Origin of the sequence: Methanosarcina vacuolata Z-761, assembly GCF_000969905.1 — an archaeon.
GTDB lineage: Archaea > Halobacteriota > Methanosarcinia > Methanosarcinales > Methanosarcinaceae > Methanosarcina > Methanosarcina vacuolata.
This window is the reverse complement of sequence record NZ_CP009520.1, coordinates 3,287,227-3,303,913: the sequence shown is the minus strand read 5'-3', so window position 1 is coordinate 3,303,913 and position 16,687 is coordinate 3,287,227. Positions and strand designations below refer to the sequence as shown.

Sequence of the window (16,687 nt, the reverse complement as noted above, 5' to 3'; positions counted from 1 at the left end):
ATTCTTCATTTGTATATTTTAGTTTAATAATTCGACCTTAACTTATTATCTGGACCTTAACTTATTATCTGGATCTTAACATATTACCTGGACATAACCAGCATTTAAAAAGTTATACCGGCTCTTCGGTAATTTCATCAAGCACAAGTTTTTCCCATTCTCGCTCTCCAAGCACTATCTCAAATTCCTGAGGCGTAAGCATTGGGGAGGGAAAACGCCCAACTTCATCGATTGCAAGCCTTGGGCAGGCAGTATTCACGAAAGCGTCTACTTTGAATTGAAGAAGCTGATCCGGAGTGACAAGATCAATCAGGATAAGGTGTGCCTCTTTTCCGTGCTTTTTCGCAAGCGCTTTCAAAGAGAAAGCCAGCTCCATTCTTTCCTGCCCGTTTTTGCTCGATACGATTATCCCGAAAACCTTTGCATCCAGTGATTTTGCAATTACTGCGCTCCGCTGGCGGAGGATTCTTGAGGGGTCCACCTCGCGAACTTCTCCGGAAAAGGGATCGGCTGCAAGGACCCGCTTTTTTGTGGAAAGAGCTACACCTAAAGGATGGAAATCTCCACTTCCAATATATAAATATTCATCACATACCTCGTTCCTTGCTGTCGAAAAATTGCAGCCAAGTACCTGGCCCGGATATGCTAGCCTGGAGTCTCCTTTCCCGATTACGCAGGTCTTTCCATTTGCCTTCAGGACAGCGCAAGCTTCAGGGAGCTTATGGACATGCTGGACAGTAGTAATCAGCCCTATAACCTGCCCCTTAAGTTCAGAGACAGCCTTTTCAACAACTGTCTGGATGTCAACTGCGGAACGTGTTTCGATGAAATAGATCTTTTCGGAAAATTTCGTATCTTCCAGCTCGGCATGCCCGAAGTGAAAAAGGATATCAACCTGCTCAAGCAAAGTCTTATCCAGGTCGCATGCCCCGAAACATGGGTCTCCAGAGATGATAATCTCAGCTCCGGTAGCTTCTTCAACTTTTTTTGCTAGCTCCGGACCTTTTCTTTTGAGCCCTTCAGGAAACTGGAAACCTACGATTTTTGCGCCCAGTTTATTTATTACATTGATAATATAGTCAGGCCTTAGGTCAAACGCATTACTCGTTCCCAAAGACATTCTTGATCTCCACACCTTTCTCGCTCACGTCGATCGTAACGAGGATTTTAGGCTCAACCCCGAGCTCCTTTAATTGCAAATAGCCATTCCCTCTGCCGATAACGGAAATTACGTCCAGAATCTCTACACCCATAGTCTTCAGGGCTTTTACGAGTGCTATCAGCGTTCCGCCAGTACTGATGACGTCGTCCACGATAATTACTCTGTCCCCTTTCTTGAGCCCGTTTATGTAGAGAGCTCCTTTCGAGTACCCTGTACTCTGAGAAAGTTCCACTTCTCCTTCAAGGAAATAAGGCCGCTTTCGAACAATGGTCAAAGGAATTCCCGTTTTCAGAGAAAGGGCATTTGCTACAGGAATACCCATAGCCTCTATGGTAAGAATAGTATCAACTTTTTTGATGTCGGTAATCTGAAGAATATATTCGGCGATCTCTTCAACCATATGGGGGTCTATGGACGGTACACCATCAGAGATTGGATGGATAAAGTAATTGTATTCTCCTCGCTTGATCACAGGAGAATTAATTAGTGAGGTTTTCAGTTTTTCAAGCATGGTATTATCTCTTTTTTGGCTGTTGCGGTATTTCCTGTAAGTAGTATTCCAGAGAATATTATTCTATCGTGCTTTAAGTGAATTGTTTTCAGGCAGCAGAGTAAAAAATGCAAAGGCGAAGGAGCTACAGGACAAACCAATTTTAGGGAAACTTCAAAGTACTTGATATAATTTTGGGATCATACATCATGTCCAAAGGCTTCTATATACCCGCAGCCGATTTATCCTACAAGGATAAGAGTCAGTGTCTTATGGAGGCTGACCCAGACACGCAGCAAGTATGGAATGAAGAATCTGAACAGGCCCATGAAGGTGAGACCGCTAGAACCTTGCTAAGTACCCACCGCGAAATAACCTAAGCCCATTTTTACACTGTACTTTGCCATTTTCATAAGCAGTCCCATCGATTTTGCTCCAAAATAATAATGTGTTAATTAGGTTATTTCGTTACGAGCCCTAAGATGGTGAACTTTGGGTCCTTTAGTCAAGGCGAAGCTATGTAATTTATTTAAGAATACGGCTCAAGGCCGAATTAATTTCAGGACTTCCAGTTTCTTTCGCGAGCCATTTAAGGTCGCTGAGGGATACCAATGGTAGTGTCCCGAGAGATACTTGCTCTCTTTCGGACGGATTTAATGAAGAAACCAAGCATCTAAGAACCTTTTCGATTGCATTCGGTGACTCTATGATACGTGCCAATCTTAACGGGGCTGAAAAGGGAGTCGACTTTTGTCGGAAAATCTGCACAGAGCTAAACATGCTAGACCACTGATCAATAATTTCTTCACCATGCTGTTTAAGAAAGCTTTCGCACCCAATATCCACTGCAAGTTGAATCCAGATAAGCGCCACTTCGGGGTTCTGTTTGTCAACTTCCAACAGGTAGAATGGATTAAATGCTCTCTCGAAAACATTTAGATCCATCCTTTGCAGTGAGACTTCTTTTGCAACATCTTTCATAAATTGCACCCAGACCAGCACCTCTTCAGGTTTCCATTTGCTAATTTCCAACAGGTTAAGTGGATTAAACGCCATCGAGAAAAACTTAGGATCTATATGCTGCAGGAAGTTTTCGCCTCTTACCTCCTTAATAAATTGCATCCAGGTCAGTGCAGCTTTGGGGCTCTGAATGCTCATTTCCAAAAAGTTTCGATCAAACCCTCGCTCTAAAAACTCAATATCTATCTCCTGCAGGAAGACTTCTCCTCCAATCTCCTTAGCAAGTTGTACCCAGGCCATCATTACTTTAGGGTTCCACATTTTCAGTTCTATAAAATCTCTGGATTCAAACACTCGCTTGAAAAACTCAGTATCCATTTGCTGTAGGAAGCTCACGCCTCCGATCTCCTTCACAATTTGTATCAAGGCCAGTGCTACTTCAGGGTTCTGCCTGCTCAGTTCTAAAAAGTAGCGGGAATTAAACGTGCGCTCTAAAAACTCAGTATCCATCTGCTGCAGGAAGCTCGCTCCTCCAATCTCCTTCATAAGTTGTACCCAGGCTAAGACAACTCTAATATTCTGCCAATTCAGTTTCAGAATACGTGGGAAGTCAAATATTTGTTCTACAAATACTTTCTTTAAAAACTCAGTATCCATCTGCTGCAGGAAGACTTCTCCTCTAACCTCCTTCACAAGTTGCACCCAAGCCAAAGCTACTTTAAGGTTCTGCTTACTAAGTCTTAAAAAACGATATAAGTCAAATACTTGCTCGAAAAACTTTAGATCTATCCACCGCAGAAAGACTTCTCCTCCAACCTCCTTCGAAAGTTGCACCCAAGCCAACGCTACTTCAGGATTCCGCTTGCTAAGTTCCAGAAAATCGCTAGGATTAAACGCGCGCTCTAAAAACTCAGTATCCATCTGCTGCAGGAAGTTCACTGTTCTCATTTGTTTCACCAATTGCACCCAAGCCAACGCTACTTCAGGATTCTGCTTGCTAAGTTCCAGAAAATCGCTAGGATTAAACGCGCGCTCTAAAAACTCAGTATCCATCTGCTGCAGGAGGCTTTCGAGTTCAATCTCCTTCACCAGTTGCACCCAAGCCAACGCTACTTCAGAGTTCTGCTTGCTAAGTTTCAAAAAGTCTAGGGGGTAAAACACTCGCTCTAGAAGCTTAGGTTTAAACCACACCAAATGTCTCCCGCCTCTAACCTCCTTCAGAAGTTGCACCCAGGCCAACACTAGTTCAGGTTTACAGCTGCTCAGTTTCTCAAAGTCGAGTTCATCAATAAATTCGCTAATTAAAAAACGAGTCCACGATTTATCGTGAACTTCTTTTGCCAGCTGACAAAGTAAATATGCTACTTGCGGATTCAGCTTGGCAATCCTAGCTAACTTTCTCGATGGAATATTTATGTCGATATTTTCTAATCTCAGTCGTCTCGCTACATGACAAAGACTCAGAATGATATATTCAAGCTCTTCTAACTTATCATCCTTAAGAGCTATCTCCAATATTTGTTCAACCTCTTTTGCGAATATTTGAGCATTTTCAGAGTTTACGTGAGTCTCATTCTGGATCATCCGTTTCATTGAGATTTGGAACTGTAGGTCAATCTTTTCGGATTTTAATCTTTGGTCAATATCTTCAATACTCAATTGATTATCCTTTGATGGCTCAAATAATAAGAGACTCGTAAGACTACTTGAAATATTGTCTCCAAAAGAAATTGACACGTTAAGGAATTCATATAATCGATTTTGGCTTTCAGCGATTTGGAACTTATCTTTAGCCTTCACCATGATTTGAGATTCCAGCCTGTTTGAAAGCATAACAGCAGTTATGCCGTTAAGGTTATCCAAGGAAAACCATGATCTCCATATGTGAGTCAGCCGCTCCCAAGGACGTGTGCCGTCTTCATGGATGTTAATCCGACTTTCATCGAATACAAACGGTTCATTAGCAACGATTATTCGCAAGAGAATAAGGTTGATGCTGTAGATAGCAATATGACCTAAAAGTGGTTTGTCGTCGAAAGGTGTACGATACCCTTCCTGGGCCACTTCCTTCCACATGATAGACGGGAAATCCCTTTTGTTAAGAAGCCGTTTGATCTGAGATTCAATTATTATATCCAAGTAAGACAGGAATTCTTGCTTCGACAAATGTCTGCGTTTTAACGCATGACCTATCCATTCACGCATCATTTCAAGAACTACTGGTCGAGTGAACAGTGGTGTGTAAACCAAGCTAGCAAACCATACTCTTGAAAGACCATCGGCTGCATCAAGATGATTGTTGTACTCTTGGTGAAGATCGTTCTCTTTCATCACCTTTAAGTGTACGATTTCAGTTATCGCCTGCCGAATAATAAAATCAGCAGTGAGGAACTCTCCGAAGGTGTTGTGCAGAAACTCAAAGGCTGATGCTTCTTGGTGATTCTCAGACGCACCAGCTTTTATTTGTGCCTTGGATTTGTGAACAAAAAAGAAGCTCCCTAACAATAGCTCAGCCTGTGTCAATAACCTTCCGGGACCGGTTGGAACTGGACGCTTTAGATCGAAAAACTCGATATCCTTGTTCAGTTCGGAAGAAATAATAAATAACTTCCTACGATTATACATGCCAAGAGCCGCCACACCAAGACGCTTCATCTCCAAATCTAGCTCCGTTTCCTGATCTGACTCCTCAAGTTCTTCGAAATTTCGATCTTTAGTTCTTTCTCTCTTCACAAATCGACGAAGCAAGTTGTCGTAAAGAATTGTCCGATCAAGCGAATCGTTATTTCTGAGCTGGTTGTCTTCTGAATCATAAAGCGCCAGCATCAACAAAAGGAGTGGTTGCTTTGCCAGTGATAGGATCTTGTCTGATCCATCGTTGTTTTCTATAGGCAGAGCGAACTCATTGGTCATTGTCTCCTTGAAATAGGTCGCATTCTCTTGGTTCCAAATTGAAATCCATTTATCACACTGTCTTTTATCAAACTCGAGGAGGCGAATAACTGTCGCGCCTAGAGGAATAGTTGCCTTGTCAATTAGCGTGATTCTGCTTGTTACAATCACACGAACGGGTCGTCCCATCGTAGTCTCGTTTTCCTGGAAGGTCTTCACGTCCTTCAGATATCCCGAAAAAACTTTGCCGCTAGCCTGTAACAATTCATCATAGCCATCAAGAATCACAAGTGGAGGACTGTTCTTGAACGAACCGCTGAACTTCGCCCAACGTATGCTGTCACTTGTAACCTGGTGAATTCGTTCCTCAATCTGTTCCGTGACGCGAGCATCTGCATTAACCTCGCGTAAAGGAACACGAATTATTGTATATTGGTTCGACATCAATCGGGCAGAAAGAACCTTTGTCAACAGGGATTTGCCGCTTCCTGGATGTCCAAGAATAACCAGCGGTGCTTCAGTGCTGAATGGCGAACTGAGATAACTGAGCAAGAATGCTGCTAAGTCTTCTCGTCTTTCCAAGCCTTTCCAGGTGGCTTCATCCTCCAGGCTCTTCAGCTTGCTTTCCCAAAGGAGTACTTGAAAAGATTGTGGGATGAAAGCGTTGCATATAAGGGGGAAGCGGAGACATGGTTTGTCTCCTTGCGGTTCAACCCCTTCTGCAATCGGTTCAACTACTTCTTTATCGTAATAATGCTTCAGACCGTCGGCAATCTCAGTGGCTTTTTTGATTTCTAAGGTCTCTGGAATACTTAGAACTACTTCACGCATTCTTTCGAAGCCAATATCTATTGTGGTCTTACTGGCCATCTCTAAAGCAGCCTGTTGCTGAACATATTTTGAAAGCGAGCAGAGAAGACCTTGAGCATTTTTGTGCTCTTGTAGATTCGCCCACACGGCAAAATCCTCGTAACGTCGGACAAGCTCGAAGTATTGAGCCTCGAAACACTCAGCTGCTACCTGTGGAACCTCCTCGATCCAAGTGAGGATTTGAGCTTGTTCCTCCTCATTTGCCTCCTTCCAAAATACCGAATTCTGAACAAACTCACGGAAATCCTTCGCCATTTTGTCCCAAAGTTCCGCATTCCGCTTAATCTGCTGATCCAACGTTTCAACTGGATGAGGAAACTGCGTTGTCAAAGTTGCCAGTGAGTTTTCTGTGATAGTATTTGTAGGATCATCCGTTGAAACTTCCGCTGGGCAGAAATTCTTACCCCAGAATTCTTCGCGAGAAATCTTTCTTCTCTTTAGTAATTCGATTCTTTCACTGAGTGGTTCCGGAATTTGTCGGTCAAGAGCATCGAAGAATGCCGTGAAACAGATCAGACCATAAGCCATCTCCATTCGCTGGCGCCTAGCAAGGTAGTCATCGTCATCCTTGGACTTAAGTGCCTCAAATACTCTCTTACTAATCTTCACGATTTCGTTTTTCACTGGAATCAGCGGCAGAAGAGCGACAGATCCAGCGCCAATAAACAAAGGCGAAGATGCAAAGGCGAGACCGAGCAGATTGTCCACGTCGTCAATCAACCCGCGATCATCTTTCTTGATGAACTCACAAATCTGTTTAAATGTTAATTCAATTGGCATTGATTTGTCCTCATTTCATCTTGATTGCTAGTGTATTTGTCTCGCTTAGGGAGAAGATAAAAGCACTTTAGACAGTATTTATCAGCAAGAAAAATCTCATCCGCCAACGAGCAAAATGAAAAAACTGCCTGTGACCAAGCGGTGCGACCTATAATGTTCTTATGTTCTCGTAACGTGCGCACAATCTTCACGCCCGGTAACAGATTTTTTCGTATTTCTTCGTCGGCTTGTTGCCATTTTTCAACAGAGTCATCATCCATGCGCATAACATTTGCTTGCTCTTTATTAAAATTTTCTAAATTTACTAAAGATTATTGTATATTAAATAAGGTTGATGCATTTCAAACAGAAGATCAAATGAACTCAGGAAAAGCCAATTGAAAAAAATAAAAAAGGAAGAGAAAGAGGCAGATATGAGGATTACTGGAATCCTCATACACACCTTATTAAACTTTTGTGGGTTTAGAGATTAGGGTTTAGAGATTATTTAGAGATTAGTTTAATTGTCTGTTCTACTAGCTCAGTTTTCCGAGGGCTGAGTACTCTCTGTCGAATTAAGCAGTCCGAGAACCACATAAGGATTATTGTCTGCTAGCTCCATTTCGCTCAGGGTATCGGCATCAATATCCTTCACTGAAATTACCGAGACAAGTCCTTTTGTGTCCCAATTTTCTTTATCCATAAGCCAGAGATCAGCTAAATATTTCGAGACCCATCCTGGATCATCGTCTTTTGCACCACTGTTCGCATCGACAACGTCAAAGTCAAACCCGAGGACTACTGCTTTCATAGTTCCGGCATTTTTATCCTTGACTACGAAAATACCTGCAGGAGAACCACCTAGAGCTTCGGTTTCGTTATCTGTTAATTTAGAGACCCAGATACCTCCTGTTCCTGGAGTCACATCCCAGCGCTTTACGAAAACATCGTCTTTGCACCAGTTAGGGCAGGAGAAAACCGTATAACTCACGCCTTCCTTAAGCGGGTAGTTTTCTTCCATCCAGCCTGCAAGCACATAACCGCTTGAAACTCCTGGACAGAAATGATTGTGCAGTTCCAGGCACTGCATAAGTTCATAATCAAGCTTCCCTGTAGCCCAGGCGTTCGAAATTGAAAGAATAGCAAACTCACGCCCGTCAAATACCGAATTGTTTACTTTTTCACTCCACGCATCTCTCGATTTATTGGTTTTCGAAAGTTTATCAAAGTCTATGTTTTCCGTTACCTTGTAGCTAATTTTACTTTCGTTTTCATCGGAGACCTCGATATAAGTGCACTTCCCGCTGCATTTATTGAAAAATGCAAACCATAGGGGACTATTCCTTGAGTTCTGGACAACAAGGAGATTTTTTGTGTACAGAAGGTCTCTGTTATAAAACTCTGAGTAGAAATCATCTAGGAAAACATAGGACTCTTCAGGAGAGCCTATATCTGTAATAATAAGTGTGTTTTCTGGTCCAATAGCTCCGAGATCTGCTTCGGCTGCAGCAAAGACTTGACCCATCAAGTTCGAGTTACAATTTTCAGCTGCCATTCCTGGAACAGATCCAAGGGAAAGAACAAGGGCAGTCAGGAAAACAAGATAAATGAATTTTGTGCTGATTCTCCTTAGATTTGTTATACCTGCTTTTATCATGCTTTTTTCTCCAAATGAACTAAATTAATGTCTTCTTAGTCTAGTTATAAAAATAGCACTTTCTAGAAATTATTATTTAATTAATAATACAAAATTTATAGATTATGCTTTTTAGTGTTATTTTCAATACCAAATGTATTAAATAAAACTTTCGAATTTTGTTAACGCTGTAAATATACTAGAAAATAGATAAAAAGAGAAATATAAAGTTAAGAAAATGGGTAAGATAAGTAATGAAAAAAATTTGAAGAGAATAAAACAAAAAAAAGTAAAAATACTTATTAGTAAAAATTAAAAGTGTTTAATATAAATAAAAAGTAGTGAAAAATAAAAAGTAGTGAAAAATAAAAAGTAGTGAAAAATAAAAAGTAGTGAAAAATAAAAAATAGTGAAAAATAAAAAATAGTAAAAATAAAAAATAGTAAAAATAAAAAATGGTTAAAATCGGAAATTAAGGACAAGCAATAGTATCAAACAATGCTACCACTAACTCTGCCAGTTCCTTGCTTTTTTTAGTTGAGGTCATAAGAGTATCTGCACGGGAAGCGCGGCATCCAAGCCTCTCAAATGCGAATTCGTCCGCCTGATCCCGTTCATCGAAAACAAAGATGTCCAGGAAGTCCTGATAATATTCTGCAACTCCCATTGAAGATACCTCAAGCCCACAAGCCTGCATGAGTTTCCCGGCAGGTCCGCTTACAGGGGCATTGCCGATTATTGGGCTGACTGCAACGACCTTTTTCTTTTTCATCAGATCTTTCATGCCTGGCAGGGAAATGATAGGCCCTATGCTTGTGATTGGGTTACTTGGCCCTATTAGGATTTTGTCGTCATTTTCAAGGGCTTCGAGTACCTTTGGAGAAATCGAAGCTTCGGAAATTCCCGTTATATCAACACCCAGCACTTCGGGTTCTCCATGTTTTCCGACCCAGAAATCCTGAAAATGTATAATTGACTCAGGAGTTTCTATATAGGTAGAAACAGGATCATCAGACATGGGCAAAATCTTTGCATCAATTCCGAAAATGGACGCAAGCTCTAAAGTCGCATCTGTAAGGGAGATTCCATTACGGATAAAGTTCGAGCGAATTATATGGGTTGCTCTATCACAGTCCCCAAGCTTTATGCTTTCAATAACGCCCAGTTTCTGCATACGTTCATAAGTCAGAAAGGTGTCGTCTTTTATGCCCCACCATCTATTTCGGTCGATCTGGTCCGAGAACAGATAGAGTACTGTATCCAAGTCAGGACAAATCAGATTTCCCGAAATCCAGAGGTCTTCGGCAGTGTTTACAACAACAGTTAATTCTTCTGCTGGGATGATTTCCTTGAGCCCGTCAAGGAGCTTTGGAGTTCCGGTGCCGCCTGAAAATATAATCATGATAATACCATATCCGGCTTTCTTTTAAACTTTCGGGTATCAGGGGTTTCTGCAAAATCTACAGTATCAGAGTAGTAGTAACAACAATATATAATGAGATCTGTCTAAAGAATAATGAAAGTTGTCCTTGATCCCGTACATGGTTACATCGAGCTGGATGATTTAGTTCAGGACCTTCTTTCCACACCCCAGATGCAGCGCCTGAGAAGGATCAAACAGCTTGGGTTTTCAAACCTTGTCTACCCGGGAGCAAATCATTCGCGTTTTGAACATTCGCTTGGAACAATGCATCTTGCATCCACGCTGACCAGGGGTCTAGACTCGATTGAAGAGGACAAGAAAACCGAAATAAAAGCTGCTGCTCTTCTGCATGATATAGGGCATGGACCTTTTTCTCACGTTACCGAGAACGTAATTGATAAATACACGCGGCGCAGGCATGACGATGTAAAGGAAATCCTGGGAAAAGTAGAGATCAGAGAAGTCCTGAGCAAATACGGAATTTCTCCCGGAAACCTTGTAAAACACATAAAAGGAGAAACTTCTCTAGGGCAGATTCTTAGCAGTGAGATTGATGTGGACCGAATGGACTATCTTGTTCGGGATGCTCGTTACACAGGTGTAGCCTTCGGCGTTGTGGATTATAATCGTCTAATAAAGCAGATGAATTTTTACGAGGATAGGCTCGTTGTAGATTATGGTGGTCTAAAAGCTGCCGAATCACTTCTGGTCTCACGTTTCTGGATGAACACATCGGTTTACTATCATCATGTAACCAGGATTTCTGAAGTTATGTGTTCTAGAGCAGTGGAGTATATGATTGAAAATAATGAACTTGACCCGTTTAAGCTCAGGCAGATGGACGATATAGACCTTGTTGCATCTATGAGAAACGCAACCGGATATGCAGGAGAACTTTCACGGCTGCTTGATGCCCGTAAACTCTATAAACGGGCTTTATATGTAGGCCTGGCAGAAGTAGGAAAAGCCGTACTGAGGCACCGTGGCCGAATCAGAAGGGTCGAAAAAGAAATTGCAGAACTGGCAGGGGTTAATCCTGAGTATGTGCTTGTGGACATTCCTAAGACACCCGAAATGCTGGAAATGCAAGCCATGATAAAAACTGACCACAAGATTATTCCTCTTAACGAAGCTTCTCATTTTGTATCTATCTTACAGGAAGCCCAAATGGATAACTGGAGAATGGGAGTATATAGCCCGAAAGAGTACTGTGAAGCCGTGGGAAAGGCCGCTAGAGACTATTTTGACGTTAAAAAACCCCTTAAACAGTTTAAATTAAGTGATATTTAAAATAGAGTAAAATAAAATAAAAACAGACTCAGTACCAAAATCCAGTGATAAACGTGAAATTGAAAATCACTAGATTTTATAATTGGTTATAATCCATTAAATACGTCCTCTCGATGGAAGTCTTTCGATATCAAATATTGAGTTTGATTGAAGAACGAATTCTTCCTGCAAGTTCATGATTTCAATCGAAAAATACAAAAATCACTAGATTTTGGACCAGAGTCTAAAAACAACGTTTTATAAAAAAATAAAAATTCTAAAAAATAAAAATTCTAAAAAATAAAAATTCTAAAAAATAAAAATTCTAAAAAATAAAAATTCTAAAAAATAAAAATTCTAAAAAACGTAAAGGAAAAACGGATTTTCCTTGAAATTTTAAGGGTCGAGGTAGGAATTTGTTTCAGATTAAACGGAAAGTGGGGAAAATTGAGATTGTACTTGGTGCAAAAAAGGTAGGAGAAGATTACCTTCTGACCCTTACAGGCGGAGAGGAACATGTGGGAGCTGTTGCTGTCGGGCTTTTTGATGAGAAAAACCAGAGAGCAAGTTCATCGGTGATAACAATGCCTGGGCACCGGGAGGAATATCTTGCCCTGGATGGGGCAAGGCAGGTGAGCAGAGCCACAAAGAAGACTTCGGTGTTTGTTGTCGGAATACACCAGGATGATATCACCCCTGAAGAAATAAAAGACATAGTTTTAGCCTCAGGGGAAATGGTGGAAAGCTTCATTTCTTTTTACAAAAAAGGCGACGAACTGGAAGAGCAAGATATAGATTTGAATCAACGGCATGAGATGAATAATAGAAGTAAAGCATAAGATGAGTAAGAAAATAACAGCTAGAGAGATTCATGAAAATAACAGCTAGAGAGATTCATGAAAATAACAGCTAGGAAGATTCATGAAAATAACTGTATAGAGAGAATAATGATAATAACAGCACAGAGATGAGTTAAAGTATCAGCAGGAACATTAACGGCAGGATAAAATGGAGATAACGGTAGGAATCAGCGGAGCTTCAGGGGTCCAGTATGGAATTCGCCTTCTTGAAGTACTGGAGGAAAAAGGAATAAAAACCCATTTGGTTTTGACGGATGCCGCAAAACAGATAATCGAAATTGAAACTGATTATATTCCAGAGGCAGTGGAAAAACTCGCAACATGGAGCTACGCCCAGAAAGATTTCTCAGCACCAATAGCCAGTGGCTCCTACAGGACAGGGGGAATGGTTATCGCCCCTTGCAGCATGAAAACTCTTGCAGCCGTTGCAAATGGGGTATCTGATACCCTTCTTACAAGAGCCGCAGATGTCTGCCTCAAAGAGGAGAGGAAACTAATCCTGATGACCAGGGAAACCCCGCTTAGCCTCATACACATCGAAAATATGCTCAAAGCTAAAAAAGCAGGAGCAAGTATCCTTCCAGCTTGCCCGGGATTTTATTCGAGACCCCAAACTCTTGAAGACCTTGTAGATATTATGGTGGGAAGAACTCTTGACCTGCTCGGGGTAGAAAATGAGATTTATAGACGCTGGCAATAATGAAAAGAGCCTCAGAGAATCAGAAAGAAATTCAAAATTCTGGGAAGCTCAGGCAGAAAGAGTTTTGATTTTCTCAGTAAAATTTTCCAGAGAAAGCATGACAGGCCCATGTTCTAACGAAAGCTATATAAAGGATAATATCGTTTGAAGGGAAGTACCCCTTGGGATAGTAGGGTAGCTTGGTCCATCCTCGAGCGTTTGGGACGCTTGGACCGCGGTTCAAATCCGCGCTATCCCATTTACATATTTTTTCTAATGCTTTTTTTTAGAACTTTTATTTTTGAAATTTATGTTATGTTTTTTCTATTCTCTTCTCTACCATACCACTTTTGCATAGTGGTTATAATTAATTGATCATGTTTCGCAAAAGAGTGGAATCTATTTTTTAAGCAAACTTAAGATAATTGTTCTCTTCCAGTTTTAAGTAACTGAGTTTACAATTTGGTTTTTTAATTTGTTTACGCTGAGTTGAAAATTCTAAAAGCATTCTTTCACTTTTGGTGTGTAAACCCTCATGAGCCTTTGGCACACGCAGAAGCATGGAAAACTTTGTATTAATGTTAAAGTTTTTCGTAGGAAAGACTGCTGCAGTTTCTACATGAATTTTTTGTATTCACGCCAGATTTCTGTTTAATTTATATAGTTTCGAATATTTTTATTCAATTGTGGGGTAATATAGAAAAGTTTAAAAATTAGTTGAGTTTTGAGACGGTCTCTTAAGGTTATTTTTTTGTAAACTTGGAGATTTTAATATGTATTGTAGAGTTGCCTGTATTTGCCATTGTTTTTCGCATTCAGTGACTTCCATCAAAAAATCAAAACATATTAAAGTCTCTAATTTTGATCAGTACAGCATTGCAAAAATATTACCTTGTGAAATTATTTTTTGAGTACCTGAAATAGGAAGGAGTTCTAAAATGAATTATTCAAAGATTGTAATATGTTGCTTCTTAATAAGTATAATAACATGTACTGTTGCCTCTTCGGCTGAATCTTTACCAGAGTCAGATCACCCTTATGCAAATAATTTTGACTATACATGGCCTGCGATAGAAGAATCTGGTGCAACCCAGATGAGGTTACATTTCACAAAATTATCAATTGCTGATTATAGGGATAAATTAACTATTCTAGATACGGAGGGTAATAAACTCGTAACTTATGATCGAAGCAATAACGGAGACGATTTCTGGACTGACTGGTACACTGAAGACGCTATGAAGGTGAGACTTCAGACTGATGGATCAGATACAGCCTATGGATTCAAAATAGACCAGGTAGAGACAAGAACTGATATGGCTCCTCCATCAACTTTACCAGAGTCATATCATTCTTATGCAAATAACTTTGACTATACATGGCCTATAATAAGTGAACCTGGTGCTACTCAGATGAGGTTACATTTCACAAAATTATCAATTGCTGATTATAGGGATAAATTAACTATTCTAGATACGGAGGGTAATAAACTCGTAACTTATGATCGAAGCAATAATGGAGACGATTTCTGGACTGACTGGTACACTGAAGACACTATGAAAGTGAAGCTTCAGACTGACGGATCAGATACAGCCTATGGATTCAAAATAGACCAGGTAGAGACAAGAACTGATATGGCTCCTCCATCAACTTTACCAGAGTCATATCATTCTTACGCAAATAACTTTGACTATACATGGCCTATAATAAGTGAACCCGGTGCTACTCAGATGAGGTTACATTTCACAAAATTATCAATTGCTGATTATAGGGATAAATTAACTATTCTAGATAAGGAGGGTAATAAACTCGTAACTTATGATCGAAGCAATAACGGAGACGATTTCTGGACTGACTGGTACACTGAAGACGCTATGAAGGTGAGACTTCAGACTGATGGATCAGATACAGCCTATGGATTCAAAATAGATCAGGTAGAGACAAGAACTGATATGGCTCCTCCATCAACTTTACCAGAGTCATATCATTCTTATGCAAATAACTTTGACTATACATGGCCTATAATAAGTGAATCTGGTGCTACTCAGATGAGGTTACATTTCACAAAATTATCAATTGCTGATTATAGGGATAAATTAACTATTCTAGATAAGGAGGGTAATAAACTCGTAACTTATGATCGAAGCAATAATGGAGACGATTTCTGGACTGACTGGTACACTGAAGACACTATGAAAGTGAAGCTTCAGACTGACGGATCAGATACAGCCTATGGATTCAAAATAGACAATGTAGAAACCAAACCAGAAAAACCGACCCCACCAATTGCTGACTTCTCTGCATCCCCAACTTCAGGAAATGCCCCATTGAAGGTAACATTTACTGATAAAAGCAGCAATAGTCCAACTTCATGGAAATGGACATTTGGAGATGGAAAAACTTCAACCGAGCAGAATCCTGTGCATACATACACTAAAGCAGGAACTTATACAGTAGTACTTACAGCAAGCAACGCTGGCGGTAGCAATACGGTAACAAAGTCCAAGTATATAACTGTAAAAACAGCTCCTATAAAACCAGTTGCTGCTTTTTCTGCAACTCCTACCTCAGGAAATGCCCCTCTGAAGGTGCAGTTTACTGACAAGAGTACAGGCTCACCCACTTCATGGAAATGGACTTTTGGAGATGGAAAAACCTCCACAGTTAAAACTCCTGTCCACACATATAGTAAAGAAGGAAAATACACTGTCAGTTTAACAGTAAAGAATGCAGCTGGAACAAACACGAAAACAATAAAGAACTATATAACTGTAAAAACAGTTCCAATAAAACCTGTTGCTGCTTTTTCTGCAACTCCAACCTCAGGAAAAGCTCCACTGAAGGTACAGTTTACGGATAAAAGTACAGGCTCTCCAACTTCATGGAAATGGAGTTTCGGAGACGGAAAAACCTCCACAGTTAAAACTCCTGTACACACATATAGTAAAGAAGGAAAATACACTGTCAGTTTAACAGTAAAGAATGCAGCTGGAACAAACACGAAAACAATAAAGAACTATATAACTGTAAAAACAGCTCCAATAAAACCTGTTGCTTCATTTTCTGCAACTCCAACCTCAGGAAAAGCTCCACTGAAGGTACAGTTTACGGATAAAAGTACAGGCTCTCCAACTTCATGGAAATGGAGTTTCGGAGACGGAACATATTCAATTAAGAAAAATCCTTCATACACATACGATGAGGCAGGGAAATATACGGTCAGCTTAACAGTGAAGAATGCTGCAGGAACAAACACGAAAACAATAAAGAACTATATTGTCGTAAAATAATTAAAGGCACATGTTACTGCTTTTTCAGCTGCTTCAACCTTATAAAAATCTTCTTGAAAGTGCAACTTACTGACAAAAATACAGGCTCTCCAACTTCATGGAAATGGAGTTTTGGAGACGTACTTATTCGACAGTCAAGAATCTTGCACACACAGACATTAAAGCAGAATATATACTGTAAGCTTAACGGTAGAGTCTGTTAAGGGCAGTAACACTAAAACTATGGCTGGATATGTTACAGTTTTCAAAAAATGAAGACTTTAAATTGAAAAGACAATAAAATGTCAAGGCTGAAGGGTTTGGGGGAATTATTTTTAAAATATGACAAAATGGCTAATTATATTTTTTCTGTGGTAAGTACATTTGAGATGCCATATCTGGCTCAACTCATCAGATA

At 40.2% G+C, this 16,687-nt stretch carries 11 protein-coding genes and 1 tRNA gene; 6 read left to right on the top strand and 6 right to left on the bottom strand.

All coding sequences use genetic code 11. The annotated features are described in order from the left end of the window. Window positions 1-112: 112 nt before the first annotated feature. The 6 genes from dph2 to cofD form a co-directional block, all read right to left on the bottom strand. Window positions 113-1,120, bottom strand: a complete 1,008-nt coding sequence (gene dph2 / locus MSVAZ_RS13595) for a diphthamide biosynthesis enzyme Dph2 (RefSeq protein WP_048121807.1) — start codon at window positions 1,118-1,120, stop codon at window positions 113-115. After that, window positions 1,101-1,673: a hypoxanthine/guanine phosphoribosyltransferase gene (hpt, locus tag MSVAZ_RS13590; RefSeq protein WP_048121806.1), complete on the bottom strand. Its 573-nt coding sequence runs from the start codon at window positions 1,671-1,673 to the stop codon at window positions 1,101-1,103. The genes dph2 and hpt overlap by 20 nt, the downstream gene beginning before the upstream one ends. Window positions 1,674-2,177: 504 nt before the next feature. Further along, window positions 2,178-7,154, bottom strand: coding sequence for an NACHT domain-containing protein (locus MSVAZ_RS13585; RefSeq protein ID WP_048121804.1), 4,977 nt, complete (start codon window positions 7,152-7,154; stop codon window positions 2,178-2,180). Continuing rightward, window positions 7,139-7,414: a hypothetical protein gene (locus tag MSVAZ_RS13580; RefSeq protein WP_048121802.1), complete on the bottom strand. Its 276-nt coding sequence runs from the start codon at window positions 7,412-7,414 to the stop codon at window positions 7,139-7,141. The genes MSVAZ_RS13585 and MSVAZ_RS13580 overlap by 16 nt, the downstream gene beginning before the upstream one ends. Before the next feature lie 260 nt (window positions 7,415-7,674). Continuing rightward, window positions 7,675-8,790: an FmdE family protein gene (locus MSVAZ_RS13575; protein ID WP_232316100.1), complete on the bottom strand. Its 1,116-nt coding sequence runs from the start codon at window positions 8,788-8,790 to the stop codon at window positions 7,675-7,677. A gap of 451 nt (window positions 8,791-9,241) precedes the next feature. Beyond that, window positions 9,242-10,171: a 2-phospho-L-lactate transferase gene (cofD, locus tag MSVAZ_RS13570; protein ID WP_048121800.1), complete on the bottom strand. Its 930-nt coding sequence runs from the start codon at window positions 10,169-10,171 to the stop codon at window positions 9,242-9,244. Window positions 10,172-10,285: 114 nt separating this feature from the next. Between cofD and MSVAZ_RS13565 the strand changes: the two genes are divergently transcribed. The 6 genes from MSVAZ_RS13565 to MSVAZ_RS18945 all read left to right on the top strand — a co-directional run bounded on the left by MSVAZ_RS13565 (window position 10,286) and on the right by MSVAZ_RS18945 (window position 16,290). Further along, entirely contained in the window at window positions 10,286-11,482 is a 1,197-nt protein-coding gene (locus MSVAZ_RS13565; protein WP_048121798.1) for an HD domain-containing protein, read from the top strand. A gap of 395 nt (window positions 11,483-11,877) precedes the next feature. Further along, window positions 11,878-12,300 (top strand): prenylated flavin chaperone LpdD, encoded by a 423-nt coding sequence (lpdD, locus tag MSVAZ_RS13560; RefSeq protein ID WP_231592247.1) that lies wholly within the window; start codon window positions 11,878-11,880, stop codon window positions 12,298-12,300. A gap of 169 nt (window positions 12,301-12,469) precedes the next feature. After that, entirely contained in the window at window positions 12,470-13,021 is a 552-nt protein-coding gene (locus MSVAZ_RS13555) for a UbiX family flavin prenyltransferase (RefSeq protein WP_048121796.1), read from the top strand. Next, the gene (locus MSVAZ_RS20495) at window positions 12,996-13,169 is read left to right on the top strand and encodes a hypothetical protein (RefSeq protein WP_156151101.1); all 174 of its coding nucleotides are present in this window, start codon (window positions 12,996-12,998) and stop codon (window positions 13,167-13,169) included. Before MSVAZ_RS13555 ends, MSVAZ_RS20495 begins: the two co-directional genes overlap by 26 nt. A gap of 15 nt (window positions 13,170-13,184) precedes the next feature. Further along, window positions 13,185-13,259, top strand: a tRNA-Pro gene (locus tag MSVAZ_RS13550). Between the two features lie 679 nt (window positions 13,260-13,938). Continuing rightward, window positions 13,939-16,290, top strand: a complete 2,352-nt coding sequence (locus tag MSVAZ_RS18945) for a PKD domain-containing protein (protein ID WP_052727984.1) — start codon at window positions 13,939-13,941, stop codon at window positions 16,288-16,290. The last annotated feature ends 397 nt before the right edge of the window (window positions 16,291-16,687 follow it).

Coding starts and splice junctions, on each gene's coding strand:
- MSVAZ_RS13575 (WP_232316100.1), bottom strand. CDS start 8,790: ATGATAAAAGCAGGTATAACAAATCTAAGGAGAATCAGCACAAAATTC.
- hpt (WP_048121806.1), bottom strand. CDS start 1,673: ATGCTTGAAAAACTGAAAACCTCACTAATTAATTCTCCTGTGATCAAG.
- dph2 (WP_048121807.1), bottom strand. CDS start 1,120: ATGTCTTTGGGAACGAGTAATGCGTTTGACCTAAGGCCTGACTATATT.
- MSVAZ_RS13580 (WP_048121802.1), bottom strand. CDS start 7,414: ATGGATGATGACTCTGTTGAAAAATGGCAACAAGCCGACGAAGAAATA.
- MSVAZ_RS13555 (WP_048121796.1), top strand. CDS start 12,470: ATGGAGATAACGGTAGGAATCAGCGGAGCTTCAGGGGTCCAGTATGGA.
- MSVAZ_RS18945 (WP_052727984.1), top strand. CDS start 13,939: ATGAATTATTCAAAGATTGTAATATGTTGCTTCTTAATAAGTATAATA.
- MSVAZ_RS13585 (WP_048121804.1), bottom strand. CDS start 7,154: ATGCCAATTGAATTAACATTTAAACAGATTTGTGAGTTCATCAAGAAA.
- cofD (WP_048121800.1), bottom strand. CDS start 10,171: ATGATTATATTTTCAGGCGGCACCGGAACTCCAAAGCTCCTTGACGGG.
- MSVAZ_RS20495 (WP_156151101.1), top strand. CDS start 12,996: ATGAGATTTATAGACGCTGGCAATAATGAAAAGAGCCTCAGAGAATCA.
- MSVAZ_RS13565 (WP_048121798.1), top strand. CDS start 10,286: ATGAAAGTTGTCCTTGATCCCGTACATGGTTACATCGAGCTGGATGAT.